Source organism: Nocardioides sp. REDSEA-S30_B4 (genome assembly GCF_001627265.1).
Taxonomy (GTDB): domain Bacteria; phylum Actinomycetota; class Actinomycetes; order Propionibacteriales; family Nocardioidaceae; genus Nocardioides.
The window spans coordinates 89,738-115,331 of record NZ_LUPI01000008.1 but is presented as its reverse complement, the minus strand read 5'-3'; the positions used below and the strand labels follow the sequence as shown (position 1 = coordinate 115,331).

At 72.8% G+C, this 25,594-nt stretch carries 25 protein-coding genes and 1 pseudogene; 12 read left to right on the top strand and 14 right to left on the bottom strand.

Features of this window, described 5'->3' with window-relative positions:
* Window positions 1–24 precede the first annotated feature (24 nt).
* Together A6R01_RS02055 and A6R01_RS02050 are read left to right on the top strand one after the other, a co-directional pair.
* Window positions 25–1,146 (top strand): alanine racemase, encoded by a 1,122-nt coding sequence (locus A6R01_RS02055; RefSeq protein WP_292603057.1) that lies wholly within the window; start codon window positions 25–27, stop codon window positions 1,144–1,146.
* A gap of 23 nt (window positions 1,147–1,169) precedes the next feature.
* Window positions 1,170–1,880, top strand: a complete 711-nt coding sequence (locus A6R01_RS02050) for a peptidylprolyl isomerase (protein ID WP_292603055.1) — start codon at window positions 1,170–1,172, stop codon at window positions 1,878–1,880.
* Here A6R01_RS02050 and A6R01_RS02045 read toward each other — a convergent pair.
* Together A6R01_RS02045 and A6R01_RS02040 are read right to left on the bottom strand one after the other, a co-directional pair.
* Window positions 1,867–2,751 carry an SDR family NAD(P)-dependent oxidoreductase gene (locus A6R01_RS02045; protein WP_292603052.1) on the bottom strand — a complete coding sequence of 295 codons (885 nt, stop codon included), beginning with the start codon at window positions 2,749–2,751 and terminating at the stop codon, window positions 1,867–1,869. The genes A6R01_RS02050 and A6R01_RS02045 overlap by 14 nt on opposite strands.
* A 10-nt stretch (window positions 2,752–2,761) precedes the next feature.
* Entirely contained in the window at window positions 2,762–3,247 is a 486-nt protein-coding gene (locus tag A6R01_RS02040; protein WP_292603050.1) for an OsmC family protein, read from the bottom strand.
* A gap of 103 nt (window positions 3,248–3,350) precedes the next feature.
* Here A6R01_RS02040 and A6R01_RS02035 point away from each other — a divergent pair, with 103 nt between their 5' ends.
* Both A6R01_RS02035 and A6R01_RS02030 read left to right on the top strand, forming a co-directional pair.
* Entirely contained in the window at window positions 3,351–3,635 is a 285-nt protein-coding gene (locus tag A6R01_RS02035) for a Fe-S cluster assembly protein HesB (protein WP_292603048.1), read from the top strand.
* Between the two features lie 92 nt (window positions 3,636–3,727).
* Entirely contained in the window at window positions 3,728–4,735 is a 1,008-nt protein-coding gene (locus A6R01_RS02030) for an NADP-dependent oxidoreductase (protein WP_292603046.1), read from the top strand.
* A gap of 43 nt (window positions 4,736–4,778) precedes the next feature.
* Here the strand turns inward: A6R01_RS02030 and A6R01_RS02025 are convergent, their stop codons facing one another.
* Entirely contained in the window at window positions 4,779–6,566 is a 1,788-nt protein-coding gene (locus tag A6R01_RS02025) for a SpoIVB peptidase S55 domain-containing protein (protein WP_292603044.1), read from the bottom strand.
* A 203-nt stretch (window positions 6,567–6,769) separates the two neighbouring features.
* Between A6R01_RS02025 and pepN the strand changes: the two genes are divergently transcribed.
* From pepN to A6R01_RS02000, 5 genes are all read left to right on the top strand, one after another.
* Window positions 6,770–9,253: an aminopeptidase N gene (pepN, locus tag A6R01_RS02020; protein WP_292603042.1), complete on the top strand. Its 2,484-nt coding sequence runs from the start codon at window positions 6,770–6,772 to the stop codon at window positions 9,251–9,253.
* 3 nt (window positions 9,254–9,256) lie between these two features.
* A complete protein-coding gene (locus tag A6R01_RS02015) occupies window positions 9,257–9,727 on the top strand; it encodes a formate dehydrogenase accessory sulfurtransferase FdhD (protein ID WP_292603041.1) in 471 nt (156 codons plus the stop codon).
* Window positions 9,724–9,948, top strand: a complete 225-nt coding sequence (locus A6R01_RS02010) for a formate dehydrogenase accessory sulfurtransferase FdhD (RefSeq protein WP_292603039.1) — start codon at window positions 9,724–9,726, stop codon at window positions 9,946–9,948. The genes A6R01_RS02015 and A6R01_RS02010 overlap by 4 nt, the downstream gene beginning before the upstream one ends.
* A 474-nt stretch (window positions 9,949–10,422) precedes the next feature.
* Complete coding sequence (locus A6R01_RS02005) at window positions 10,423–11,301, top strand: hypothetical protein (protein ID WP_292603037.1); 879 nt, start codon at window positions 10,423–10,425, stop codon at window positions 11,299–11,301.
* A gap of 17 nt (window positions 11,302–11,318) precedes the next feature.
* Window positions 11,319–11,978: a hypothetical protein gene (locus A6R01_RS02000; RefSeq protein WP_292603035.1), complete on the top strand. Its 660-nt coding sequence runs from the start codon at window positions 11,319–11,321 to the stop codon at window positions 11,976–11,978.
* Window positions 11,979–11,995: 17 nt separating this feature from the next.
* Here the strand turns inward: A6R01_RS02000 and A6R01_RS01995 are convergent, their stop codons facing one another.
* A complete protein-coding gene (locus tag A6R01_RS01995; RefSeq protein WP_292603425.1) occupies window positions 11,996–12,229 on the bottom strand; it encodes a hypothetical protein in 234 nt (77 codons plus the stop codon).
* Window positions 12,230–12,390: 161 nt separating this feature from the next.
* On the bottom strand, window positions 12,391–13,236 hold the full coding sequence (locus A6R01_RS01990) for a sigma-70 family RNA polymerase sigma factor (protein ID WP_292603033.1): 846 nt from the start codon (window positions 13,234–13,236) through the stop codon (window positions 12,391–12,393).
* A 205-nt stretch (window positions 13,237–13,441) separates the two neighbouring features.
* On the opposite strand from A6R01_RS01990, the pseudogene A6R01_RS01985 reads away from it, so the two are divergent.
* A pseudogene (locus A6R01_RS01985) lies at window positions 13,442–15,751 on the top strand (excinuclease ABC subunit UvrA); the annotation flags it as partial.
* 101 nt (window positions 15,752–15,852) lie between these two features.
* Here the strand turns inward: A6R01_RS01985 and A6R01_RS01980 are convergent.
* Complete coding sequence (locus A6R01_RS01980; RefSeq protein WP_292603029.1) at window positions 15,853–16,173, bottom strand: hypothetical protein; 321 nt, start codon at window positions 16,171–16,173, stop codon at window positions 15,853–15,855.
* 124 nt (window positions 16,174–16,297) lie between these two features.
* Between A6R01_RS01980 and A6R01_RS01975 the strand changes: the two genes are divergently transcribed.
* A complete protein-coding gene (locus tag A6R01_RS01975) occupies window positions 16,298–16,708 on the top strand; it encodes a hypothetical protein (RefSeq protein WP_292603027.1) in 411 nt (136 codons plus the stop codon).
* Window positions 16,709–16,737: 29 nt separating this feature from the next.
* Here the strand turns inward: A6R01_RS01975 and A6R01_RS01970 are convergent, their stop codons facing one another.
* Genes A6R01_RS01970 through A6R01_RS01940 form a run of 7 tightly spaced genes read right to left on the bottom strand, consistent with a single transcriptional unit; the run spans window position 16,738 to window position 22,911 of the window.
* Window positions 16,738–17,190, bottom strand: coding sequence for an MOSC domain-containing protein (locus A6R01_RS01970; protein WP_292603025.1), 453 nt, complete (start codon window positions 17,188–17,190; stop codon window positions 16,738–16,740).
* A gap of 9 nt (window positions 17,191–17,199) precedes the next feature.
* Entirely contained in the window at window positions 17,200–18,177 is a 978-nt protein-coding gene (locus A6R01_RS01965) for a haloalkane dehalogenase (RefSeq protein ID WP_292603023.1), read from the bottom strand.
* Window positions 18,178–18,208: 31 nt separating this feature from the next.
* The gene (locus tag A6R01_RS01960) at window positions 18,209–19,387 is read right to left on the bottom strand and encodes a lipid-transfer protein (RefSeq protein WP_292603021.1); all 1,179 of its coding nucleotides are present in this window, start codon (window positions 19,385–19,387) and stop codon (window positions 18,209–18,211) included.
* The gene (locus tag A6R01_RS01955; RefSeq protein ID WP_292603019.1) at window positions 19,384–19,797 is read right to left on the bottom strand and encodes a MaoC/PaaZ C-terminal domain-containing protein; all 414 of its coding nucleotides are present in this window, start codon (window positions 19,795–19,797) and stop codon (window positions 19,384–19,386) included. The genes A6R01_RS01960 and A6R01_RS01955 overlap by 4 nt, the downstream gene beginning before the upstream one ends.
* Window positions 19,794–20,195 (bottom strand): OB-fold domain-containing protein, encoded by a 402-nt coding sequence (locus A6R01_RS01950; protein WP_292603017.1) that lies wholly within the window; start codon window positions 20,193–20,195, stop codon window positions 19,794–19,796. Before A6R01_RS01950 ends, A6R01_RS01955 begins: the two co-directional genes overlap by 4 nt.
* The gene (locus A6R01_RS01945; protein ID WP_292603015.1) at window positions 20,192–20,716 is read right to left on the bottom strand and encodes a MaoC family dehydratase N-terminal domain-containing protein; all 525 of its coding nucleotides are present in this window, start codon (window positions 20,714–20,716) and stop codon (window positions 20,192–20,194) included. Before A6R01_RS01945 ends, A6R01_RS01950 begins: the two co-directional genes overlap by 4 nt.
* Window positions 20,713–22,911, bottom strand: coding sequence for an acyl-CoA dehydrogenase (locus A6R01_RS01940; RefSeq protein WP_292603013.1), 2,199 nt, complete (start codon window positions 22,909–22,911; stop codon window positions 20,713–20,715). Before A6R01_RS01940 ends, A6R01_RS01945 begins: the two co-directional genes overlap by 4 nt.
* Window positions 22,912–23,045: 134 nt before the next feature.
* On the opposite strand from A6R01_RS01940, the gene A6R01_RS01935 reads away from it, so the two are divergent.
* Window positions 23,046–23,975 carry an alpha/beta fold hydrolase gene (locus A6R01_RS01935; protein WP_292603011.1) on the top strand — a complete coding sequence of 310 codons (930 nt, stop codon included), beginning with the start codon at window positions 23,046–23,048 and terminating at the stop codon, window positions 23,973–23,975.
* A 42-nt stretch (window positions 23,976–24,017) separates the two neighbouring features.
* Here A6R01_RS01935 and A6R01_RS01930 read toward each other — a convergent pair whose 3' ends face one another.
* The gene (locus tag A6R01_RS01930; protein ID WP_292603009.1) at window positions 24,018–25,472 is read right to left on the bottom strand and encodes a wax ester/triacylglycerol synthase family O-acyltransferase; all 1,455 of its coding nucleotides are present in this window, start codon (window positions 25,470–25,472) and stop codon (window positions 24,018–24,020) included.
* Window positions 25,473–25,594: the final 122 nt, after the last annotated feature.

Sequence of the window (25,594 nt, the reverse complement as noted above, 5' to 3'; positions counted from 1 at the left end):
GGTACTGCCGATACGGTGGGCGGCATGCCTGTCGCGACACCCCACCTGCGCGTCGACTTGGGCCGCTTGCGCCGCAACGTACGCCGGGTTGCCGACCAGGCCGCGGCCGCGCAGATCTCGCTGCGACCGCACGCCAAGACCCACAAGAGCCTCGAGATCGCCCGCCTCCAGCTGGCCATGGGAGCCCGCGGGCTCACCGTCGCCACGGTCGGCGAGGCCGAGGCGTTCGTGCGGGGCGGCTGCACCGACGTGTTCATCGCCTACCCCCTGTGGGTCGACGACGCCCGCGCCGAGCGGCTGCGCGACCTCGCCGAGCAGGCCCGTGTGGCCATCGGCGTCGACTCGGTCTACTCCGCCGCCAACCTGGGACGCCGCCTCGGCGGCACCGGCGTCGAGGTGCTGGTCGAGGTCGACTCGGGCCACCACCGCACCGGGGTCCGCCCGAAGGAGACCGGCGAGGTCGCCCGCGCCGCCGCGCGGGTCGGTCTCCCGGTCCGCGGCGTCTTCACCTTCCCCGGTCACGGCTACTCCCCCGGCGCCGCCCAGGAGGTGGTGGCCGCGGAGGCCGCCGCGCTGCGCCAGGCCCGGGAGTCGGTCACGGCCGAGGGCCTCGAGGTCCGGGTCCTCTCCGGCGGCTCCACCCCCACGTTGGCGGCGAGCCTGGGCGGCGCAGGTGCCGGCGGCAGCGCCCACGGGGTCAATGGCGTCGATGGCACGGGGGGCGTCGACGGCGTCGCTCGGATCACCGAGCTGCGCCCCGGGGTCTACGTCTTCGGCGACGCGCAGCAGTGGGAGCTCGGCACCACCGAGCCCGACGACATCGCCCTCACCGCACGCGCCACCGTCGTCAGCCACGCCGGCGGCCGGGTCGTCCTGGACGCGGGCTCGAAGGTCCTGGGCGCCGACCGCGCGGCGTACGCGACGGGGTACGGGCGCATCCTGGACCGCCCGAAGGCACGCATCGTCTCCCTCTCCGAGCACCACGCGGTGGTCGAGTGGCCCGGACGGCGGCCCCGTCTGGGCACCCAGGTCGACGTCGTCCCCAACCACGTCTGCGCCGCGGTCAACCTCGCCGACTCCATGTGGGTGGAGGAGGCCGGTCGTCTGCGTCCGTGGCCGGTCGCGGCCCGTGGGCTGAACTCCTAGGTCGCTCGCCTACGATCGGCGCCATGCTGACCCGATCCCTCGCCACCGTGGCCGTGCTGGCCGCCCTGGGCTCCCTCGCCGCGTGCGGCTCCGAGGACGACTCCGCCACCGACGACCCGACCACCACGGCGTCGAGCGAGGGCGGCAGCGGCTCGTTCGAGCCCGCCGCGGAGGGTGAGTGCGCCTACCCCTCCGACGGCAACCCTGCGGTCGAGGGCGTCGACGCGCCGTCGGCCGACCCGACGGTCGAGGGCGAGGTCGAGGTCAGCATCACCACCAACGTCGGGGACATCGATGCGGTGCTCGACGCCGACACGACGCCCTGCACGGTCAACTCGTTCGTGTCGCTGGTCGATCAGGGCTACTTCGACGGCACCGAGTGCCACCGCCTGACGATCGCGCCGAGCACGATCTTCGTGCTGCAGTGCGGTGACCCGACGGCCACCGGCACCGGCGGTCCGGGCTACACCATCCCCGACGAGCTCAGCGGCGAGGAGACCTACCCCGCCGGCACGCTCGCGATGGCCAAGACGCCCTACCCCGACTCCGGCGGCTCGCAGTTCTTCATGGTCTACGAGGACACCCCGCTGCCGCCGAACTACACCGTCTTCGGCACCGTCGACCCCGAGGGCGTCGAGGTGCTGCGCGAGATCGCCGAGAAGGGCACCGCCGACGGCGGCCCGGACGGCCCTCCGACCGAGACCGTGGAGCTGGAGTCGGTCACCGCCGGCTGAGGCCGACCCCGCTCAGCTCGACCGAGGCGTCCCAGCAGGCCCGCGCCAGCGCCGGGTCCGCTGCCGCCGCGCTGCGCCCGACCATCGTCGGCCAGCCCATGAACTCCCCGGGCCCGTGCGGTCCGATGTAGGAGTTGCCGGGCACGTCCATCGTCGCCGCGTAGAGCGTCGGCAGCGCCCCGCGCCACACCGGCATCCCGACGAGCTGGTGGCCCCAGGAGCCGAGCCAGCTGAAGAACCCGCGCCCACTGCTGGCCGTGATGGCGGTGGCCGTGGACCCCGGGTGGGCGCCGGTCACGCGCAGCGTCGAGCCGCCCTCGGTCAGGCGGCGCTGCAGCTCGAGCATGAAGAGCATGTTGGCGAGCTTGGAGGCGGCGTACGCGGCGTACGGCTTGTAGGTGCGCCTCGTCCACCCGAGGTCGGTGACGTCGAGCTCGCCGTGGCGGTGGGAGTTGGAGGACACCACGACCACCCGGTCGCCGATGCGCGGGAGCATCCGCAGCGCCAGGGCGTGGTGGCCGAGGTGGTTGGTCGCCAGGTGAAGCTCCACGCCGTCGACCGAGGTGCCCCGGGCGACGCCGAGGATTCCGGCGTTGTTGACGAGCACGTCCACGTCGCCGATCCGCTCGGCGAAGGCCTCGACCGAGGCCAGGTCGGACACGTCCAGCTTCTCGACCACGGCGCGACCCGGCCCGGTCATCGCGGCAGCCGCCGCGGCCCCCTTCTCCTCGTTGCGTACGCCGAGGACGACCTCGGCCCCCCGGTGCACCAGCACACGGGCGGTGAGCAGCCCGATGCCGCTGGTCGCCCCGGTCACCACGAAGCGGCGCCCGCGCTGGTCGGGCACCGCGGTCCAGGGAGCGGTGGTCACGGACGCCCGCTCACGCCGACGGGTCCGGCTCGGGGGCGATCGAGTCGTCGGCGTCCGCGTCGGTCGACAGCTCGCCGGTGCGGTAGACGACCGGGTCCCCGAGGGTGACGGTGCGACCGACGGTGCACAGGCGGTCCTGGATCTGGCGCACGGACCGCGGCAGCGCCTCGCGGGCGGCGTCGCCGCCCTCGCCCTCGGGGAACGTCACGTCGAAGGTCACCGTGAGACCGGTGAGGTGGTTGCCGCCCTCGTCACGCCCCTTGTGCCCCTCGGCGTGCGCCGCGAAGGAGGCGAAGGGCGCCCGCTTGCCCGTGAGGTGGTCCAGGTCGATCGCCCCACAACCGGCGAGCGCGGCCAGCAGCAGCTCCACCGGGGTGAAGTCGGGGTCCTCGCCGCCACCGATGGGCAGCACTCCCCCACGGCCGTTGGTGGCCTTGTAGCGGTGCTCCCCGATCCGGACCATGTCGATCGCGCGCAGCGTGTCGTCGTCAGCCATGGGAGCAGCCTGCCAGAGCGGGGTCACCCCGCGGCGACTTGATCCCGGGCGCCGTACCCGGCACGGTTGAGGATTCACCCGTACGCGAGACGGAAGGCGAGCCATGCTCACCCTCACCCAGAACGCCACGCTCATCGTCAAGGAGATCGCCGACCAGTCCGGCGGCACTGAAAGCTCCGGCCTGCGCATCACCGCCGAGCCCGGCCCCGAGGCCGGCCTGTCGGTGACGACCGCCGAGACCGCCGAGCCCGGCGACCAGGTCCTCGAGCAGGACGGCGCCACGGTCTACCTCGACCAGGACGCCGCCACCATGCTCGACGACAAGGTGCTCGACGCCGCGGTCGACGAGTCCGGGCGCGTCGAGTTCGCGCTCGGCGTCCAGGGCTGACCCTGGACACCCCGGGCTGACCCAGCCCCCCGCAGGACCTCCGGCCGACCGGGACGAGGGACCTGGTGGATCCCCTGGCAGGATCGGGAGCCATGAGCACCCGCACCCGCGAGATCCACCTGGCCCGCCGCCCGGTCGGCCGACCTGTTCCCGACGACTTCTCCCTCGTCGAGGTCGAGCTGCCCGCCCCGGGGCCGGGTCAGGTCCTGGTCCGCAACACCGTGCTGTCGGTCGACCCCTACATGCGCGGCCGGATGAACGACACCGAGTCCTACGTCGAGCCCTACGCGCTCGGCGCGCCCATGGAGGGCGGCGCCATGGGCGAGGTCGTGGCCAGCGAGGACCCGTCGCTGTCGGTCGGCGACGTGGTCAACCACATGGCCGGCTGGCGCGAGCACGCCCTCCTCGACGCCCGCGAGGCCCGACGGGTCGACGCGAGCCGGGTCCCGGCGTCGGCGTACCTCTCGGTGCTCGGCATGCCCGGGCTCACCGCCTACGTCGGGCTGACCCGGATCGGGCGGCTGGCCGAGGGCGAGGTCGTGCACGTCTCCGGCGCCGCCGGTGCCGTCGGGTCCCTGGCGGGACAGATGGCGAAGCTGCTCGGCGCCTCGCACGTCACCGGCTCGGCCGGCTCCGCCGAGAAGGTCGCCTGGCTGACCGACGAGCTCGGCTTCGACGCCGCCTACGACTACCGCGACGGCGACCTGGTCGGACAGCTCGGGACCGCGCTCGACGGACGTCGTATCGACGTCTACTTCGACAACGTGGGTGGCGACCACCTCGAGGCCGCCATCGAGCACATGGCCGACTTCGGCCGGATCGCGGCCTGCGGCGCCATCGCGACGTACGACGCCACCGAGCCGCCCCCGGGGCCACGCAACCTCACCCGCGTCGTCCAGCGCCGCCTGAACATGACCGGTTTCATCGTCACCGACCACCGCGACGCGGCCTCGGAGTTCTACCGCACCGTCGGCGGCTGGCTGGCGGAGGGGAAGCTGGTCGCCCGCGAGACCCACGTCGACGGGCTGGACCGCGCCGTGGAGGCGTTCCTCGGCCTCGGCACCGGCGGCAACACCGGCAAGATGCTCGTGCGGCTCTGACCCCCGAGGGGGCCAGAGCCGCACGTGTGCTGCCGGCGGGGCGTCAGCAGCCCCGGCAGGCCGGGCCGCCCCGACCGCTGTCGAGGTCGACGTAGTAGTACTTCCGGCCGACCACGACCGACGACTGCGCCTCGCTCGGCTCGTTGATCTTGCCGCCGTTGCGACGCAGGCGCAGGTTGAACAGCACCTCGTCGTTGCTGGCGGACTTGTCGTAGGCCTCCTGCACGTCGGCGACCGACTTGGCGTTCCAGACGTTGGTCCACTGCGAGGCGCCGCCCATGACGTTCAGGCTGCCGCTGCGGGCCCGCGGACCGATGCGGGTGCTGAACGGGACGTAGGACAGCGTGCCGTCCGGGGCCTTGAGCACGGCGCGGAGCTTGAGCATCTTGCCGCGCTGGGCGGAGATGCCGTAGCGCCGGCCGACCTTGACCCACTCACCGCCGCGCAGCTGCTCGACGGAGCCCAAGCGCAGCTGGTCGGTGTTGTCGTCCACGGCACCGTCGGTGGTGATCGACTCGATCCGCACGTCGGGCAGGTTCGAGAGCACGTAGACGGTGTCGGCGAGGTCCCACGACGAGGCGAAGGTGATGTCGTAGTTGGAGACGTAGCGGTCGGCCCACGACAGCTCGAACGGCGCGCCGGCCTCGTCGGTGCCGGTGATGGTCCAGGAGAGGTCCTCGCCGCCCGGGATGATCGCGTCGAGGACGCGGTCGTGGTTGGCGATCTGCTGGCCGAAGGTCACGTCGGCGGAGTACGGCGTGTAGTAGATGTCCGAGGAGCCGGTGCGCGAGCGGTCCTCGTAGCTCACCGTCGAGGTGATGGTCGCCGCGTCCGGCAGCGCCCCGAAGGCTCCGCTGATGCCGGTGAGGCGGTCCTGGTCGATCGTGCCCGTCGCCGGGGAGATGTTGGCGACCTTGAAGGGCGCGCCCAGCGAGTCGGGCTGGACGTAGAGGGCGTCGGCCGGGTGGAGGCCCAGGGTGGTGCCGCCCAGGAACGAGAACGGGTGGCCGAAGCCGACCACGCGGCCGTCGCACACCGAGGTCACGGTGCCGACACCGGCGTACGTCACGTCGCCGTAGGAGATCGAGGCGGCGATGTTGCCGCCGGCGACCACGGTCTCGGGGGCGGCCTCGCGGGCACCGGTGCGACCGATGCGGCCGCTGGCGAGCGCACCGGAGGCGAAGTAGCCCTTGTCGTGCTTGGTGGCGTAGCGGTGGGCCTTGTCCAGACGGGCCTGGGAGACGCCGGTGACGCCCATGGGCACCGGCAGGGCCGTGAAGCCCTGGGCGGCCTGGGAGCGGCTGACGTCGCTGCGGCGCGCAATGGTCCGCGCGGTCTTCCCGTCGACCTCGACGTCCTGCTTCGCGCCCGGGGCGCGGCGAGCGGCGAGGTAGTCGTCCATCTCGGAGAACGGGGTCACGCCGGCGATGGGCGAGGGTCCCCAGCTCAGGCCGTAGGCCACGGCGCCGAGCAGCTGGCCGTCGACGTAGACCGGCGAGCCGGACATGCCCTGCCAGATGCCGCCGGCGCGCTCCAGGGCGGGGCTCTCGAGCTCGACCATGATCATGTCGAGGCCGACGGCGATCCCGTCGTCGAGGACCCCGATGACGTCGCCGGTGAACTCCTCGGGGGTGGTGCCGGACTCGACGGTCAGTCCCGTCACGGCGTCGCCGCGCTCGAGCTGCGCGACGTCGTACGGCGCCGTGCAGTCGGGTGCCGGCTCGGCGGAGCTGGCCGCACCCCCGGTCACGGCGAGCGTGCCGAGCGACAGTCCGGCGGCAATGGTGGCGGCCAGGGCCCGAGCCCGGCCCGCCTGGATCGAACGCGTCATCGCGCGGTGTCCTCCCTAGACGTGCGGGCACGGAGTGCGCCCGCTGCACATGGTGACGTGTCTGGGGCCACTTTGGTTGCCGGACACGGGCACAGATGTCTGGACAGGTTGGTGACGGTGGCCGTCCGGTGCCGGTCCAGGGCTGCGCCGAGACGGGCCGACCGTGTGCTGGAGGGTGTGCCGGACGGACGTAGGGTCGCTGCGTGCCCGAGCTCTCCGAGTCCCCCAGCCAGCCGGTCCGCGGTCTCCAGCGCAGCGAGGCGAGCGCCCGTGCGGACCTCCTCGTCGTCGACTCCTACGACGTCACCCTCGACCTGGCGAGCTCGGAGGAGACCTTCGGCTCGCTGACCCGCATCGGGCTCACCTCGCACGCGGGCAGCACCTTCCTGGACCTGAAGCCGGCCTCGGTCCGCTCGATCACCCTCGACGACCACGCGCTCGACGTCGACCAGCTGCGCGACGGCAGGCTGCCCCTGGAGCTCACCGCCGGTCGTCACGAGCTCGTCGTCGACGCCGTCATGCGCTTCCGCAACGACGGGGAGGGTCTGCACCGCTCGGTCGACCCGGCCGACGGGCGCCACTACGTCTACGGCATGTCCTTCATGGACGCCGCGCCCAGCATCTTCGCCTGCTTCGACCAGCCCGACCTCAAGGCGCCCTACACCTTCCACGTCCGCGCCCCACACGACTGGGTCGTGGTCGGCAACGCCCCGGCGAGCAACCCCGAGCCGGGCGTGTGGGAGCTGGAGCCGACCCAGCCGCTGTCGACGTACTTCGTCACCCTCGTCGCCGGCCCCTACCACCTCGTCCGGGACGAGCACGACGGCATCCCGCTGGGGCTCTCGGCCCGGCAGAGCATCGCCGCCGACCTCGAGCGCGACGCCGACGAGCTGCTGACGATGACCAAGCAGTGCTTCGACGAGTTCCACCGGCTCTTCGACATCCGCTACCCGTTCGGCGACTACCACCAGGCCTTCGTGCCGGAGTTCAACGCCGGCGCCATGGAGAACCCCGGCTGCGTGACCTTCCGGGACCCGCTGGTCTTCACCAGCAGGGTCACCCGCGGCGTGCGCATCCAGCGGGCGACCACGGTCGCGCACGAGATGGCGCACCAGTGGTTCGGCAACATCACCACCCCGCGCTGGTGGGACGACCTGTGGCTCAACGAGTCCTTCGCCGAGTACATGGGCGTGCGCGTCACCGCCGCCGTCACCGAGTACGACGACGCGTGGGTGCAGAACTCCTTCGCCCGTCGTCAGTGGGGGCTGGTCGCCGACCAGCGGCCCAGCACCCACTCGGTGGCCGGCAACGGCGAGGAGGACGCGCTGGCGGCGCTGCAGAACTTCGACGGCATCTCGTACGCCAAGGGCTCGAGCATCCTCAAGCAGCTGGCGGCGCGGCTCGGTGACGAGGTCTTCCTCGAGGGCGTGCGCGACCACCTGACGCGGCACCGCTTCGGCAACGCGACCATGCACGACCTCTTCGCGTCCTGGACCCGTGCGGGCGCCGGGGGGTTCGACTCGTTCTCCCGCGAGTGGCTGGTCACCGCCGGGCCGGACCGGCTCGCGCTGGACCGCACCGCCGGAGCGCTGGTGCGCACTCCCCCGGCCGACCACCCCGCCGACCGCAGCCACTCGTTGCGCCTGGCGGTCGCGCCCCCGGACGGCACCTGGTCGCCCGTCGCGGTGGAGGTGACCGGTGAGCGGACGTCCGTGGACGTGCCCGAGGGCCACGCGGTGCTCGTCGACCCGTGGGAGGACACGTGGGCCGCCTGCCTCGCCGACGACACCACCCTGGCGCTGCTCCCCGACCTGGTGACCCGCACCGAGGACCCGATGCTGCGCGCCGGCACCTGGAACTCGGTTCGCTCGGGCTTCCACCACGCCGAGGTCGACCCGGACGCGGTCGTGGACCTCGCCGAGGCCTGGCTGCCGGTCGAGACCCAGGACGCGGGCCTGACCTACACCACCCCGTGGCTGCTGCGATCGGCCGTCTCTCTGAGCAGCGACCCCGAGGCCGCGGCCGCGCGGTTGCACACGGTCGCGCTGGCGGCGGCGCACTCGCACGAGGCGGGGTCCGCACTGCAGCTGGGCACGATGCAGACGGCCGTCGCCACGGCCGCCGACGAGCAGCTCCTGCGCGGCTGGCTGGCAGGTCGGGACCTCCCCGACGGCGTGGACGTGGACCTGGAGCTGCGGTGGCGCCTCTGGGTCCGACTGGCGGTGCTCGGGGTGACCGACCGGGCCGAGCTGGACGCGGTCCTCGACGAGGAGCCGACCGCGGTGTCCCGCGTGGAGCACACACGGGCGGTGGTGTCGCTGCCGACGGTCGAGGCCAAGGAGTTCGCCTTCGAGCGGTTCACCGGCGCGGTCCCGGTGGCCAACTACGAGCTCCGGGCAGCCGGCCTCGGGATGTGGCGGGAGGGCCAGGAGGAGCTGCTGACGCCGTACGTCGAGCGGTACGCCGCCGAGCTGCCGACCGCGGCCCGCGCGCACTCGGGGTGGGTCCAGGCGGACGTCGCCGAGGACTTCTTCCCCGCGTGCATGGTCTCCGACGAGGCGATGGCGCTGCTGGCGCCGCTGCGCACGAGCGAGGACCTGCCGGCGCCGGTGCGTCGTCGGGTCACCGACGCCGTCGACGAGCTCGAGCGCCGGCGGGCCGTGATCGCGCGCTACGGCCGGGGCTGAGCCGTGCGCCGTCCGGGACCGACCGTCCGCACGCGGGTCGTCGAGCACCTCGGCGACGGGACCGAGCGACGGCACGAGGACCGGCTGGTCGGCGAGGAGCCGTTGGAGATCCGCCTGGCGTGGCCGGGCGCCGCGGCACGGCGGGTGTGGGTCACGATGCGCACGCCGGGGCACGACTTCGAGCTCGCCGCCGGGTGGGTGCGGCACGAAGGGCTCGTCGGTGACCGGCCTGGCGACGTGGCGGGCGTCGGGTACTGCACCGACGTCTCGCTGTCCGAGGAGGAGCGCTACAACGTCGTCACGGTGACGCTGGCCGCTGCCCCGCTGCGCGACCCCGGCCACCGGCACGAGGCGGCGTCGGCGGGGTCCTCGGCCTGCGGGGTGTGCGGGTCGAACTCCCTCGCCGACGCCCTCGCGGTCTCCTCGGGGGCGCGCGCGAGGACGTCGGGCGCCACAACGCCGTCGACAAGGTGACCGGGGCCCGGGTGCTGGCCGGGCTGTCCCCCGCCGAGGCGTGCCTGGTGGTCAGTGGGCGCGCCGGCTTCGAGCTGGTGCAGAAGGCGGTCGCCGCCGGGATCGGGTCGCTGGTCGCCGTCGGCGCCCCGACGTCGTTGTCGGTACGACTCGCGACCGAGCACGGGCTCGCGCTCTACACGTTCACCCGGCCCGGTCGGGTCGTGGCGTACTCCAGGTAGCGGTCAGCGCCGGGTCAGCCGGCTGAGGAGACCGCGCACCCCTCGACCGACGGCCGCGTCCGTGGACGAACCCCCGGCCGGTCGGGCGCCGACCCCGGCGGTGCGGCCGCCACGACGACCACCCATGACGCTGGACAGCAGGCTTCGAAGCATCGAGTCGTTCCTCCCTCTCCGGGCCCGCCCGGTGCGGGCCTCCCGGTCACCGTGCCCGTGAGGGCCCGAGCCGATGCCACCCGGTCGGGCGAGCGGGCACTGCCCTGGACGGGTCCCCACCGTTGCTCACGACGGGAGCCACCCCGACCTCCCCAGCCAGGTGCCGTGCTCCGATCGCGGACGGAACCGCATGAAGGCCGACTCGTGGTGGAAGTCCCGCCGCGACTGCTCGGCCATCGCCCGGACGTGCACTGCAGCCGACAGCGGGCCGCCGGGTCCGGGCCGAGCGATGTCGCTCCCGCCCCCTCTAGGGTCCTGGTCATGCCTACGACGCCTCCGAGGGCCGCCCGCCGCGAGCATGGCTGGAGCGCCGTGGACCTCAGCACCCGGAAGTTCTGGCGCGCCGTGGGACGCCCGGTGGAGCTCGGTGGCGAGCATTCGTGGTTGCGCGCCCCCACCAGCGGTACGGGTCGGGTGACCGACGCGTGGCTGGAGGCCGAGGCCGCGCACCACGGCGGCAGCGTGCTCCGCGACGAGCCCGGCGCCGGTCTCCTGCGCGACATGGCCGACCTCGACGGCCCGGGCTTCACCGCGGCGGCGCTGCGCCCCGAGATCCGCGACTTCTACGAGCACACCAGCCGCTGGCAGCTGGAGGTCTGGGTCGGGTGGTCGCCGGTGTTCTGGCCCGGCGGCGAGGTGGTGGCACGGCTCTTCGGACGGCGTCTCGATCAGCTGGCCCTCCCCATGCGGTCGCTGGACGTGGCGCACGGGATGGACAGCGCCGTCACCCCGATCCTGGACGCCTCGGGGACCCAGCAGGCCGCCGGGTGGACGCGCACGGTCCGGGCGACCGGTGAGCGCGCGTTCAGCGGCTCCTACTCCAGCAGGCTGCTGCCCGACGCCGACCGGCGCAGCCTGCATGTGGCCTTCCCGCTGGAGGCGGGCAACGTCCAGGTGTTCCTGCGTCCCGACCACGGCGCGGACGGGTCGCTGCACCTGCGCTCCCCGGGTGGTGCCTTCGGCTCGGACGGCGCGTACGTGGTGGCCGAGGACGGTGGCATGACGTACGCCGCCCGGGCCCCGATCCGCGAGACCTTCCACCTGTACGTCGACGACGAGGGGGTGCTGCGCGCCGATCACGACCTGCGGCTCCTGCGCGCCTCCGCGGTGCGGCTGCACTACCGCCTCGAGCCCCGCTGACCGCGACGGTCCCCTCCGTGCCCCCTCGCCTGCGCCCCCTCATCGGTCTCCACGTCGCGCTCCTCCTCGTCGGCGGCGTGCTGCTGCTGCTCGAGCCACCGACCAAGGGGTGGGCGGTCCTCGCCCTCCTGGTGTCGTACGCCGCTGGGCTGCTGTGGGCCACGCGGCACTCGGGTCGGCGTGAGCTGGTGGAGCTCGCGGGGTTCCTGCTGCTGGTCTCGGTGTTCCAGGTGCTGCCCGACTGGGTGCTGGCCGACGTCATCGGCACGCTGCGCTTCCCCGACACCGGTGGTCCGCGCGTCGACGACACGATCTCGCTGTCGATGGCGCTGATGTGGGTGCCGCCGCTCTTCATGGCCCTCGCCCTCGCCGGGCTGCGACCGGCACGCTCGGGCCTGTTCGCCGGCGCGATCTTCCTGGGCGCCGAGACCCTGGCCCCCGTCCTCGAGCTGTGGGAGCCGGTCGGCGACACCACACGGGTGCTGGGCGTGGCGGTCTACGTGCTGCCTCCGGAGGTGGCCCTGGGGTGGGCCGCCGCCGTCGCGTTCACGGCGACCCGCCGACGGTCCTGGGGCCTGCGGGCGGCCGCCGCCCTGGCCGTCTCGACGTTCTACCTCGGTGCGCTCGTGCTCTCCTACTTCGTCATCGACGTCGCGGAGTGGCGGGTCACCTGGTGAGGTGACCGACGACCACGCTAGGCCGGGTCGTCCGGCAGGTCGGCGAAGGCCTGCTTGGTGTCGCGGTACCAGCCCAACGCCTTGCGCGGTCGACGCCACCGAGCCTTCATCTCGTCCCGAGCGGGCTGGTGGGATGCGTCCCCGGCCTTCTCGGCCTCCTTGAGGTGGCGGTCCTGGGCGTTGATCACGTCGTCGGCGCTCTCGCCGCGGTGGGCGAGGTCGCAGGGGCCGCCGAGCTGTCGGCAGGTCATCGTCTTCACGGGGTCTCCTCGGGGGTTCCGGGTGGGTTCACGCTACTGACGCCTCCGGACGTGCGGGTGTGACCGGCGCAGTGTGCCCGCTCGTGTCGAGTCGTGCCCGTCAGCGGGCGCCATGCCGCCCGCTCGGGGGCACGACTCCTGTCGGAGGCGGGTCAGGCCCTCGCGTCCGCGCCCTCACGGCGCACCACGCCGGCCAGGGTGTCGGGCTCCGCCCGGAAGACCAGCCCGGTGACCACTCCCCCGGCGACGGTGAAGTCGAAGGCCACCGCGGCATCGCCACGGTGGAACCACGCGTAGCCGGGACGACCGTCGCAGAGCACCGGCAGCGCAGCGTGGGCGGACCCGTCGAAGAAGTCCGCGACCGCGCTGCGCCCGACGATCCGCTCCGGCGTGCCGGCCAGCACGGCGGCGTCGTCGGCTGTGACCACGACGTCCGGGGCGAGCAGCGCGAGCAACCGGTCGAACTCGCCACCCCGGGCGGCGGCCATGAAGGCGTCCACGACCTCCCAGTCGGCCAGCGACGCGTCCACCGCCGGCGGCCGCAGCTTGGCACGCGCCCGCGACGCGAGCTTGCGAGCCGCGGCGGGGGTGGTGTCGAGGACCTCGGCGATCGCGGGGAACTCGACCGCGAAGCTGTCGTGCAGCACGAAGGCCACCCGCTCCTGGGGCGACAGGCGGTCGAGCACGAGCGCGAGCGCAGCCCCCACCTCGCCGGTGAGCACCACCTCGTCGGCGGGGTCGAGAGCACCGACCGGGTCCTCGGGGAGGGTGCTGGTGTCGTCGACGAGCACCGGGCGGCGTACGCGCAAACGGTCGAGGCACAGCCGGCTGGTCACCGTGGTGAGCCAGGCGGGGAGGTTGTCGATCTGTGCGTCGGTGCCGTGCCAGCGCAGCCACGCCTGCTGGACGACGTCCTCGGCCTCGGTGCCGTCGGCGAGGACCCGGGCGGCCAGGGCCACCAGACGGGGACGCTCGGCCTCGAACACCTCGGTCGTCACGTCTCCCGCTCCTCCTGGTGGCTCCACACGGCGACGCGGCGATGAGTCCGGCTTGCCGCGGCGGTCACACCCTAGGCCCGTCGTGCGTCGAAGGGGCGTCGGGACCTGCCAGGATCGTCCCGCCGCCCACGCACCCTCAGCCGGAAGTGAGCCACCCGTGACCGAGCACCCCGCCGACAGCCACGACCTGATCCGCGTCGTCGGCGCCCGGGAGAACAACCTCAAGGACGTCAGCGTCGACCTTCCCAAGCGCCGGCTGACGGTGTTCACCGGCGTCTCCGGGTCGGGCAAGAGCTCCCTGGTCTTCGGCACGGTCGCCGCCGAGAGCCAGCGACTGATCAACGAGACCTACAGCTCCTTCGTCCAGGGCTTCATGCCGAGCCTGGCGCGGCCCGACGTCGACGTGCTGGAGGGGCTGACGACCGCGATCATCGTCGACCAGGAGCGGATGGGCGCCAACCCGCGTTCCACGGTCGGCACGGCGACCGACGCGCACGCGATGCTGCGCATCCTCTACAGCCGCCTCGGCGACCCCTACGTCGGTCCGCCGACGGCGTACTCCTTCAACGTCCCGACCCGCAAGGCCGGCGGCGTGATGACCACCGAGAAGGGCGGCCGGGTCGAGAAGAGGGTCGTCAAGCAGGAGGTCTACCTCGGCGGCATGTGCCCGCGCTGCGAGGGGACCGGCTCGGTCAAGGACATCGACCTCACCGCGTTGTACGACGAGGAGAAGTCGCTCTCCGAGGGGGCGCTGACGGTCCCTGGCTACTCCATGGACGGGTGGTACGGCCGCCTCTTCGCCGGCATGGGCCTGCCGATGGACAAGCCCATCAAGCAGTTCACCAAGAAGCAGCTCGACACGATGCTGTGGTCGGAGCCGACCAAGATCAAGGTCGAGGGGGTCAACCTCACCTTCGACGGGATCATCCCGAAGATCCAGAAGTCGATGCTGTCCAAGGACCCCGAGGCGATGCAGCCGCACGTACGCCGCTTCGTGGACCGTGCGGTGACCTTCCAGACCTGCCCCGACTGCGCGGGCACCCGGCTGACCGAGGCCGCGCGCGGGTCACGGATCGCGGGGAAGTCGATCGCCGACGTGTGCGAGATGCAGATCTCCGACCTCACCGAGTGGGTGAAGGCCCTCGACGAGCCGTGCGTGGCACCGCTGCTGACGGCGCTGGGCGAGGTGCTCGAGTCGTTCGTGCGGATCGGCCTGGGCTACCTCTCGCTCGACCGCCCCAGCGGCACCCTGTCGGGTGGCGAGTCGCAGCGCACCAAGATGATCCGGCACCTCGGCTCGTCGCTGACCGACGTCACCTACGTCTTCGACGAGCCCACGATCGGGCTGCACCCCCACGACATCGAGCAGATGAACCAGCTGCTGCTCCAGCTGCGCGACAAGGGCAACACCGTGCTGGTCGTCGAGCACAAGCCGGAGACGATCGCCATCGCCGACCACGTCGTCGACCTCGGCCCGCGCGCCGGGTCGGCCGGCGGCGAGGTGGTCTACGAGGGCGACGTGGAGGGGCTGCGCCGCAGCGGCACCCTGACCGGCACCCACCTCGACGACCGCGCCCGGCTCAAGGAGGCCTTCCGCGAGCCGACCGGAGCGATCGAGGTGCGCGGTGCCTCCACGCACAACCTGCGCGGTGTCGACGTCGACGTGCCGCTGGGGGTGCTGTGCGTGGTGACCGGCGTCGCCGGCTCCGGCAAGAGCTCGCTGGTGCACGGCTCATTGGCCGGCCGCGACGACGTGGTGGTCATCGACCAGGGCGCGATCAAGGGCTCCCGGCGCAGCAACCCGGCGACGTACACCGGTCTGCTCGAGCCGATCCGCAAGGCGTTCGCGAAGGCCAACGGCGTGAAGCCGGGGCTGTTCAGCGCCAACTCCGAGGGCGCGTGCAGCACCTGCAACGGCGCCGGCGTGATCCTCACCGAGCTCGGCGTGATGGCCACGGTCGAGTCGCCGTGCGAGGAGTGCGACGGGCGACGGTTCCGCGCCGAGGTGCTCGAGCACACCCTGGGCGGCAAGGACATCGCCGAGGTGCACGAGATGTCGGTCGCGGAGGCCCGTGAGCACTTCTCCGACGGCGAGGCGAGGATGCCCGCAGCCGTGAAGATCCTCGACCGGTTCGCCGACGTCGGGCTGGGGTACCTCACGCTCGGCCAGGCGCTCACCTCGCTGTCCGGCGGCGAGCGGCAGCGGCTCAAGCTGGCCACGCAGATGGCGGAGAAGGGCGACGTCTACGTGCTCGACGAGCCGACGACCGGCCTGCACCTCGCCGACGTCGAGAACCTCCTCGGTCTCCTCGACCGGCTGGTCGACTCCGGCAAGTCGGTCGTCGTGATCGAGCACCACCAGGCCGTGATGGCGCACGCCGACTGGATCCTCGACCTCGGCCCCGGCGCCGGCCACGACGGCGGCACGCTCGTCTTCGAGGGCACGCCGGCCCAGCTCGTCGAGGAGGCGTCGACGCTCACCGGGCAGCACCTGGCGGCGTACGTCGGCGCCTAGCCCGCCGAACCGGCGTACTGATACGCCGGCTCGACCCACCGTCCCCGCCGAACCGGCGTATCAATACGCCGGCTCGACCCGGTGCAGCCGTCCGCGGAGGGTCAGGCGGAGGCGTTGGCCCAGAGCAGCGCGTTGCTGGCGGTCGTCCAGAGCTTGCCCAGGCAGACCACGAGGGCCACCGACGCGGCTGCCCAGGCGTAGGTCGTCCGCGGGCGCGACAGGGTGAGCGCGGCCAGGGCCACGCAGACGAGCCCGGAGAGCAGCGCCCACCCGGCGACCCCGACCAGTCCCATGAAGAAGGCGGCCGCGGACGAGCGGGCCTGGCCCACGACGTCGGCGCCGGCGGTGACGAGCTCGGCCCGTAGGGTCGCGACGCCGCCTCCTGGTCCGGAGGTGCGGTGGTCGCTCGCGGGCCCGTTCATAGGTTCGTCGGCTTCGTCATGGTGTGTCCCCCCTCCTCCAGGATTGCTCGGAGACGGTGACGGCGAAACTCACCCGATGGATGGGTGGTGGTCCGGGCCGGCCGCTCCGGGCATGATCGGTGCCATGCCGCTCGTCGAGTCGCTCGTGCCGGTGGAGGCCGTGACCTCCCCGGTCTTCCTCGGCGTGCGTCTGGCGCTCGACCTGGCGTTCGGCGTCTTCCTCATCGGAGGGCTGATCCGCCGCTCGGCGGTCCGCGGCTCCCGGCCGCGCTACACCTGGGCCACGATCCAGCGCGTCGCCTGCTGGCCCGGCCTGGTGTTCGTGGTGATGACGACGCTGCGGTCGCTTGCGCTGCTGCAGCCGCTCGCGCTCGTCCTGGTGCCGGCGGCGCTCGCCGGCTGGGCCTACACCTACCGCCAGCTGCGCGCCGACGGTGACGACGACTGGTTCACCCGCACCGCCTCCCGCGTACGCCGCTGGGCGACCGCCCGGAGGACAGCCGGTTCACCTGCGCTGGCCGGCGGGCGCGCCTGAGCCCCACCCCCGGCCCCTGAGCCCCACGTCTACGCCGGGTCGTGCTCCACGGCGTACGCCGCTCCGAGCGCCAGCTCGCCGCCCTCCAGCACCCGGCACACCGAGCCGGCACGACGCCGCAGCGCCTCCTGGGCGCCCGGGCCGATGGTGTCGTCGAGCAGCTTGCACGGGGCAGCGACCCGCACGACCTCCAGCAGCACCGGCCCGAGCCGCAGCCGCGCCCCGGGGTTGCGCGGCACCTCTCCCCCGCTGATCGTCACGTTGCGCCGGGTCATCTCCACCGGCACCGGCCGCCCGTAGACCTCGGCCGCCTCGTCGAGCGCCTCCTGGCTCTGCACGGTCACGTGCCGGTGCCTGGTGCCGTGGTAGCGGTCGCCCACGATCCCTCGACCGGCCTCGACCTCGACGCTATCGACGGCACGCATCGGCAGCCGGGTCGCCTTGGCGACGTGGAGGGCGCTCACCCGGGCGTGGTCGGACACGCCGTGAGCCTACGAGCCGGGCACCAGCCCGAGCACGGCCCTGCCCAGCTCGGCACCCGCCTCCTCCTGCAGGAAGTGTCCCGCGCTCTCGAGCACCCGGTGCGGCTGCGCGGCGGCCCCTGGGACGTGCCCGGCGAAGACCGCCTCCCAGCCGCGCGTCGCCGGGTCGCCGTCGGAGTAGCAGGTGAGGAACGGCTTGTCCCAGGTCGACAGGAACCGCATCGTCCGCCGCCCGAGCCGCGCCCCGACGTCGTTCCTGGTCAGCGGCAGCAGCGCCGTCATCTGGCGCAGGCCGGCGCAGTGCTCCTCGGTCGGGAACGGCGCGTCGTAGGCACGCAGCACATCCGGCGACGGCATCACCGCACACCCCCCGGCCACGAAGTCCGAGGCCCGCAGGCTCGGCGCGCGCTGGGTGTGCAGCAGGTAGTCCAGCAGCCCCTGCTCCAGCAGCACGTGCGACTCCCCCACCCCGTGGACCGGCCACGTCAGACGACCGGCCAGGTCCGGGGAGGCGGTGTGCAGGATCGTGTTGGCAGCGACCACCGCGGCGTACCGATCGGGGTCCGTCGCCAGCGCCGACAGCCCGATCGGGCCACCCCAGTCCTGGCAGACCAGGGTGACGTCGCGCAGGTCGAGGGCCTCGACGAACGACCGCGTCCACCCCACGAACCTCTCGAGCGTGTAGTCGTAGCGCGAGGTCGGCTTGTCGGACCGGCCGAAGCCCACGTTGTCCGGGGCCACCACGTGCAGGCCGCCGTCGACCAGGACGTCGATGACGTGCCGGTAGAGGTAGCCCCACGTCGGTTGCCCGTGCAGGAGCAGCACCGTCGGCGCGTCCCGCGGTCCGACGTCGACGCAGGCCATCCGTAGCGTCCCGGACCCGTCGCCGGCGTCCACGTCGACGTACGTCGGCTCCCACGACCAGCCCGGCAGGTCGGCGAAGCGGTCCTCGGGGGTGCGGGTGACCTGCAGCGCCAACTCGGTCACGGGGTTTCGAGACGGTTGCAGAGCAACCTCCTCAACCGCCGTTTCGGGACAGGATCAGGCCGGACGTCGGCACGCCCGTGCCCGCGGTGACCAGCACGTGCGGCTTCTCGTCCAGCGACACCGGGTTCACCGAGGTGCCCCTGATCTGCCGGACCGCCTCGGCGATGCCGTTCATGCCGTGCAGGTAGGCCTCCCCCAGCTGGCCGCCGTGGGTGTTGAGCGGCAGCCGTCCGCCGACCTCGATCGCACCGTCCTTCACGAAGTCCTTGGCCTCGCCGCGCCCGCAGAAGCCGAGCTCCTCGAGCTGCATCAGGACGTAGGGCGTGAAGTGGTCGTAGAGGATCGCCATCGGCATGTCGTCGGGCACGAGCCCGGACTGCCGCCACAGCTCGCGACCCACCACGCCGATCTCGGGGATACCGATGTCGTCGCGGTAGTACGACGTCATCACGAACTGGTCGGTGCCCGACCCCTGCGCCGCCGCGGTGACGTACGCCGGGACCACGTCGAGGTCCGCGGCCCGCTCGGCCGACACGATGACGAACGCCTGGCCGCCGTCGGTCTCCTGGCAGCAGTCGAGCAGGTGCAGCGGGTCCACGATCATCCGGGACGCCTGGTGGTCCTCCAGCGTGATCGGCTTGCCGAAGAAGAACGCCTCGGGGTTGGTGGCGGCGTGCCGGCGGTCGGCCACGGCCACGCGGCCGAAGTCCTCCGACGTGGCGCCGTGCTCGTGCATGTAGCGCCGCGCCTGCATCGCCACCGTGCCCGCGGGGGTGGAGAGCCCCATCGGGTAGGACCACGCGTTGTCCAGGCCGTTGGTGTTGACCTGGGCGTTGGCCCACGAGGACACCTGCCCGAAGCGCATCCCCGAGCGCTCGTTGAACGCCCGGTAGGCCACCACGACGTCCGCGACGCCGGTCGCGACCGCCATCGCGGCCTGCTGGATCGTGCCGCAGGCTGCTCCGCCGCCGTAGTTGACCCGGCTGAAGAAGCGCAGCTCCCCCATCCCGAGCTCGCGGGCGACCGCGATCTCGGAGTTGTTGTCCATCGTGAAGGTGGTCAGGCCGTCGACCTCCGACGGCGCGATGCCGCAGTCGCGCAGCGCGTGGCCGATCGCCTCGACGGCCAGCTGCAGCTCCGAGCGACCGGACTCCTTGGAGAACTCGGTGGCGCCGATGCCGACGATGGCGGCGCGGTTCGAGAGCGTCATGCCACCGCCACCTTCACGGTGCCGATCACGTGGTCGCCCAGTGACACCGAGCCGGTCACCTTCAGCACCGCCACGCCGTCCTCGACCGACTCCACCGACCCGGTGAAGGTCAGCGTGTCGTAGGGGTAGGCCGGGGCGCCGAGCCGGATCGCGATGCCGCGGACGACCGCGCCCTCGCCGGTCTGCTCGCGGACCCAGTCGTTGACGTAGCGCTCGACGAAGGCCGTCGAGGTCAGGATGTTCATGAAGACGTCCTTCGACCCGGCCGCCTGCGCGATGTCGCGGTCGTGATGAACGTCCTGGAAGTCTCGGGTCGCGATCGCGGTCGACACGATGACGGTCGGCGTCAGCGGGACGCTCCACTCGGGCAGCGTCGCGCCGGGGACCAGCAGGTCGGTGACAACACTCATGCGAGCCTCCACACGGGCAGGGTCAGCTCGTCGTCGACGTGCTGGAAGTCGATGCGCACGGGGGCGCCGATCAGGTCCTCGGTCGTGTCCGGGTCCACGCCGAGCAGCTCGCCCAGGAGTCGCGGCCCCTCGGCCAGGGTCACGAGCGCGATGACGAACGGGGTCTGCCGGCCCGGCACCTGCGGGTGGCGGTGCACGACCCACGAGAAGATCTCGCCGTCGCCCGACGCCGTGACGTGACCGCGGTCCAGGGCACCGCAGTCGGGGCACGCCGGCCCCGGTGGGTGACGCAGCGCGCCGCATGCGTTGCACTTCTGCAGCCGCAGCTCGCCGGCCGCGGTCCCCTCCCAGAAGTACGCCGTGTCGCGGTTGTGCTGGGGGCGCAGGACGCCGCTCATGCGCCGGCCTCCTCGCGCGACCGAGGCACGAACTTCAGCACCCGGAACAGCATCGTCGCCACGACCTCGTCGCCCACGTACCAGGTGTTGCGCGAGGTCACGAAGTAGCCGACCCCCATGCCGGTGCGCTTGGGGCCCACCACCGAGTCGAGAGCCGTGGTCACGCGGACCTGCTCGCCGACCTTCAGCGTCCGGTGATACTCCTGCTCGCAGTTGGTGCCCAGCACGGCGGTGAACCCGGTCTCGGTGAGGACGCCCATCATCCCGTGCAGCGGGTCGTCGGCCGGCGGCTTGCCACCGAGGCCGTACATCGTCCACACCTGCGCCATGGACGGCGGCGCCTCGCCGGCCCTCCAGCGCGGGTCGGTGTTGCCCATCGCCTCCAGCCAGTTGTTGATCGTCGGCTGGTTGACCGGGTCGCGCGCCTCGCGCTCGGCGGCCTCGCCCAGCGCCTTGATCCGCTCGGCCTCGGCCATGACCTTCTCGTGGACCGCCTCGTCCACCCCGAAGAGCTCGCTCATCGGGGCACCCGGGGCATCTGCAGCCCGAACATCCCGATCAGCTCGCGCTGCACCTCCTGGACGCCGCCGCCGAAGGTGAGCACGAGGTTCCGCTTGGCCTGCGCGTCGAGGTAGGCCATCAGCTGTGCGGTGGCTGGTTCGCCGGGATCGCCGTAGCGGTGCACCAGCCCCACCAGGTCGGCCGACAGGTGCTGCACCTGGTCGGCGGCGAAGACCTTCGACGACGACGCGTCCGCCACCGACAGCTCGCCCGTCGCGGCCGCTCGGGCGACCTCCCAGTTGAGCAGCTCGTTGACGCGGAAGGCGGCCGTCACCCGGCCGAGCACCTCGCGCACGTCGGGCCGGTCGAGCAGGTCGCGCTCGGCCAACCAGGAGGCGACCTTGTCGCGCAGGCCCTCGATGCGGCCGGCCGGGCCGAGCATCACGCGCTCGTGGTTGAGCTGGGTGGTGATCAGCTTCCACCCCTGGTTCTCCTCGCCAACCAGCATGTCCACCGGGACCCGCACGTCGTTGAAGTACGTCGCGTTGACGTGGTGGGAGCCGTCGGCGGTGATGATCGGGGTCCAGGAGTAGCCCGGGTCCGAGGTGTCGACGATGAGGATCGAGATGCCCTTGTGCTTGGGGGCGTCGGGGTCGGTGCGCACCGCCAGCCACAGGTAGTCGGCCTGGTGGCCGCCGGTCGTCCACAGCTTCTGCCCGTTCACGACGTAGTGGTCGCCGTCCCGGCGGGCGGTCGTGCGCAGCGACGCGAGGTCGGTGCCGGCGTCGGGCTCGGAGTAGCCGATCGCGAAGTGGACGTCCCCGGCCAGGATGCGGCCCAGGAACATCTCCTTCTGCTTCTCGGTGCCGTAGCGGATCAGCGTCGGGCCGACGGTCTGCAGCGTCACGGCCGGCAGGTGCACGTCGGCCCACTGTGCCTCGTTGGCGAAGATCGTCTGCTCGACCTCGCCGAGCCCGTGACCGCCGTACTCCTTCGGCCAGCCGACGCCCATCCAGCCGTCGGTGCCCATCTGCCGGATCACCCGCTGGTAGGTCTCGCCGTGCCGGTCGCGCGCCCCCTCGGCGGTGGAGTCGCGGTGCTCGTTCTCCGCGGCCAGGCCGGAGAAGTACGCACGGACCTCGGCCTTCAGCGCCCGCTGGGCCTCGGTCAGCTCGAGGTTCTTGGTCTCCGCCCGCTCGACCGGCACGTCGGCGGCGACCGTGTCGAGGTCGTGGACCAGGTCGGTGACCCAGGAGAAGTAGTGGTGCAGCGGGTAGGTCTCGTCGACGCCCATGCCGCCGTGCAGGTGGTGGCAGGTCCGCAGCGCCTTCGGGCCCTCCGTGCACAGCCAGTACGCCGCCACCGCCAGGTCGTCGGAGGCGTCGAGCCCCTCGGCGACCCGCCAGGCGGCGTTGTCGGCGGCCAGGTCGGTGGTGCGCGAGGCGATGTAGACGTCCGCGACCTGCATCGCCACCGCCTGGAACTCCGCCAGCGAGCGCCCGAACTGGGTGCGGCCCTTGACGTAGCCGGCGGTCAGGTCACGGGCGCCGGCCAGCAGGCCGGCGCCGATCATGCACAGCCCCGCGACCGCGTGGTCGATCAGCGACCGGGCCGCGTCGCCCTCGAGCAGCTCGGCCGGCGCGTCCTCGAGGACGACCGTGTGCCGGTCGATCCGTGCGGACGTGGGCGAGGCCTCCAGCCGGACGCCGGGCCCCTGGGGGTCGACCAGCGCCACGACCGTCCGGTCGCCGTCGCGGGCGGTGACCAGCAGCCGCGCCGCGTCGGCGGCGTGGCTGACCGAGATCTTGCGCCCGGAGACCAGCCCCTCGGCGTACGTCGTGGTGGGCGCGGCGGTGAGCGGCGTGCCGACCTCGCGGAGCGCCGGGCTGAGGACGACCTCGCCGCTCACGATGCCCGGTAGCAGCTCCTTGCGCTGGGTGTCGGTGCCGTGGGCGGCCAGCACCAGACCACCGCAGACCAGCGTCTCCCACAGCGGGAGCTGGCGGGCCCGCGTGCCGGCCTCGCGCAGCAGGACCCCGACCTCGAGCAGGCCGAGGCCGTCGCCACCGTGCTCCTCGGGGATCCCGAGGCCGAGCAGCCCGGCCTGGGCCAGCGCGGACCAGTCGGACTCCCGCTCGAGCGCCTCACGGGCGACGGCACGCACGGCGTCGATCTGCTCGGCGTGCTCCTGGGGGTCGTAGCCGTCGGTGGTCACGGGCTCTCCTCCGTGCTGGTGGACCTGCGTGGGACAGGGGTCGTCGACCCCGTGGGTGGGATGCTGGCTGCACCCGCCGACGAAACTGTAACGTGTTCTACCTGACCTTGGCAGCGTCGACCAGGAGGCACTCCGTGTTCTCGCCCCGCCAGCTGCTGCGCAGCGCCGTGTACATGCCCTTCGCCCACATCCCGCCCGGGCGGGTCGTGGAGCTCCCCGGCCGCGGCACCACCTACGTCACCGACACGCCCGGGCCCTCGGAGTCCTCCCCCACGATCGTGCTGCTGCACGCGCTGGGGTGCACTGGCCTGCTCACCTGGTACCCCGCGATCGCCCCTCTCTCCGAGCGCTACCGCGTCGTCACGCTGGACCTGCGCTGGCACGGCCAGGGCATCCAGGCGCCGGAGATGTCGCTCTACGACTGCGCGGACGACGTGGCGGCGCTGGCCGACGTCCTCGGCATCGAGCGCTTCGTCGCGGCCGGCTACTCCATGGGAGGCGCCGTCGCCCAGCGCGTGTGGCGCCAGCACCCCGACCGCGTCGAGGGCCTCGTCCTGGCTGCCACCTCCGCGGTCTTCCGCTTCACGCCCTGGGAGCGGCTCTTCTTCACGGGGCTGGAGGCCGGCATGATCGCCGCGCGCGGCATCTCCAGCTCCCGCGCGGCGATGACCGCCAGCCGGTCGGCCGCCCGGGCCCTGCACCTCGCGCCGTCCGACATCCACGACTGGGCGATGCAGGAGTTCCGCAGCACCAGCCCCTGGGCGGTCGGCCAGGCGCTCGCGGCGCTGGGCCGGCACCACGCCCGGCCCTGGCTGGGCCGCATCGACGTGCCCACCGCGGTCGTCGTCACCACCGGCGACCACGTCATCCCGCCCTCGCGACAGGTCGCGCTCGCCCGCGCCATCCCGGGCGCGACCATGCACGAGGTCGACGCCGGCCACGCGAGCTGCGTCATGCAGGCCGAGCGGTTCGTGCCCGTGATGGTCCAGGCGGCCACCACGGTCGCGGCCCGCAGGCGCGACTTCGGCCGGCACGCGCCGGTCGAGGAGCCCCAGCAGGCCTGAGCCTCGCCCTCAGCCTCCACCTGGGGTCTCGGCGGTCCGACCTCAGGCCTCCGGGGCGGGCGCTGACTTCCTCCCGCGGCGCCGACGCAGCGGGAGCGTCAGGTCCCTCGCGGCGACCGCGGCCTTCAGCGTCGCCAGCTCCGCGGGGAACCGCTGGACCAGCGCGTCGGTGTCGGGCACCGACTCACGGCAGGCGATCGCCCCGACGTGCAGCTGCCCGGCGTTGGAGAGCACCGTGATGTTCAGGCCCGCCCCGTGGAAGACGGGGCCGAGCGGGTAGAGCGCCTCGATCCGCGCCCCGCAGAGGTAGAGCGGCACCGGCGGGCCGGGGACGTTGGAGATCATCAGGTTGTGCGCGACCGGGAGCCGGTCGGCGAGCCCCAGGCCGGCGTACGCCCGGACGGCGAGCCCGAAGGTGCGCGGGGCGGCGAACTCCGCCCAGTCCTGCAGCGAGTCGGCGCTGATCGCGTTGTGGTGGTCCTTGGCGTGCTTGTTGCGCTCGGAGAGCTCCGCGAGCCTCTCCAGCGGGTCGTCGAGGTCGGTGGCGAGCTTGGTGAACAGCGCCGAGACCTTGTTGGCCCCGCTCGTACGCCGGGTGGAGCTGTGCACCGAGACCGGCACCGTGGCCAGCAGCGACTCCTCCGGCAGCTCGCCGCGGTCCTCGAGGTAGGAGCGCAGGGCGCCACCGGCCAACGCGAGCACCACGTCGTTGACGGTGGTGCCGGTGGCGTTCTTGACCTCGCGGACGTCCTCGAGGTCGATGTCGATGAACCCGATGCTGCGGTGCCCGGTGATGGTGCCGTTGAAGGAGGTCCGCGGCGCGGTCAGCGGGGCGGCCATCGCGGTGCCGGCGCGCGCGCGACCCACGGTCCGCGACACCAGCTGGGTCGTCGGGGTGACCAGCTTGGCCACGGCCACGGGCTTGGTGAGGTTGGTGAGGACTCCGCGGCCCAGCAGCTCCATCGGACCGGCCTCCCGGCCGTGCGGCTGGGGTTCCTCCAGCTGGAGCGGTGCGTCGGTGGGCGAGAGGCTGCACAGGTGGCTGATCAGGTTCGAGCCCGAGACGCCGTCGACCGTCGCGTGGTGCATCTTGGAGAACACCACGACCTTGCCGTCGTCGTACCCCTCGATGACCCACATCTCCCACAGCGGCCTCGAGCGGTCCAGCGGCAGGCCCGCGAGGTGCGCGGTGAGCGAGGTCAGCTCCTCGTAGCCGCCGGGGGTCGGCAACGCGAGGCGGTGGACGTGACGCTCGATGTCGAAGCTGCGGTCGGGCACCCACACGGGGTGGTCGAGCCCGAGCGGGACGCGGCGCAGCTTGCGCGTGAACGTGGGGACGTCGCGCACGGCCTGCTCGATCTGGTCCTGCACCCGGCGGAAGGAGTACGGCTCGGGCATGGTGCTCGGATCGAGCACGAACAGGCCGCACACGTGCATGAGCTGCGCGGGCGTCTCCAGGTAGAGGAAGCTCGCATCGAGCCCCGAGAGTCGGTCCACGTCAGTCCTCCTCGCTGTGCGGCGGGGGGCCGGGACGACCCTCGCCGAGAACAGGTTCTACCACTCAACGACGCCGGGGCGCTGCGGGCACGGGGCTGTGAGCACCGTCATCCGGGCCGACC

Coding starts and splice junctions, on each gene's coding strand:
- A6R01_RS02055 (WP_292603057.1), top strand. CDS start 25: ATGCCTGTCGCGACACCCCACCTGCGCGTCGACTTGGGCCGCTTGCGC.
- A6R01_RS01980 (WP_292603029.1), bottom strand. CDS start 16,173: ATGAACGGGCCCGCGAGCGACCACCGCACCTCCGGACCAGGAGGCGGC.
- A6R01_RS01960 (WP_292603021.1), bottom strand. CDS start 19,387: ATGACGCTCTCGAACCGCGCCGCCATCGTCGGCATCGGCGCCACCGAG.
- A6R01_RS01955 (WP_292603019.1), bottom strand. CDS start 19,797: ATGAGTGTTGTCACCGACCTGCTGGTCCCCGGCGCGACGCTGCCCGAG.
- A6R01_RS01950 (WP_292603017.1), bottom strand. CDS start 20,195: ATGAGCGGCGTCCTGCGCCCCCAGCACAACCGCGACACGGCGTACTTC.
- A6R01_RS01945 (WP_292603015.1), bottom strand. CDS start 20,716: ATGAGCGAGCTCTTCGGGGTGGACGAGGCGGTCCACGAGAAGGTCATG.
- A6R01_RS02050 (WP_292603055.1), top strand. CDS start 1,170: ATGCTGACCCGATCCCTCGCCACCGTGGCCGTGCTGGCCGCCCTGGGC.
- A6R01_RS02025 (WP_292603044.1), bottom strand. CDS start 6,566: ATGACGCGTTCGATCCAGGCGGGCCGGGCTCGGGCCCTGGCCGCCACC.
- A6R01_RS02030 (WP_292603046.1), top strand. CDS start 3,728: ATGAGCACCCGCACCCGCGAGATCCACCTGGCCCGCCGCCCGGTCGGC.
- A6R01_RS02035 (WP_292603048.1), top strand. CDS start 3,351: ATGCTCACCCTCACCCAGAACGCCACGCTCATCGTCAAGGAGATCGCC.
- A6R01_RS01995 (WP_292603425.1), bottom strand. CDS start 12,229: ATGACCTGCCGACAGCTCGGCGGCCCCTGCGACCTCGCCCACCGCGGC.
- A6R01_RS01975 (WP_292603027.1), top strand. CDS start 16,298: ATGCCGCTCGTCGAGTCGCTCGTGCCGGTGGAGGCCGTGACCTCCCCG.
- A6R01_RS02040 (WP_292603050.1), bottom strand. CDS start 3,247: ATGGCTGACGACGACACGCTGCGCGCGATCGACATGGTCCGGATCGGG.
- A6R01_RS02005 (WP_292603037.1), top strand. CDS start 10,423: ATGCCTACGACGCCTCCGAGGGCCGCCCGCCGCGAGCATGGCTGGAGC.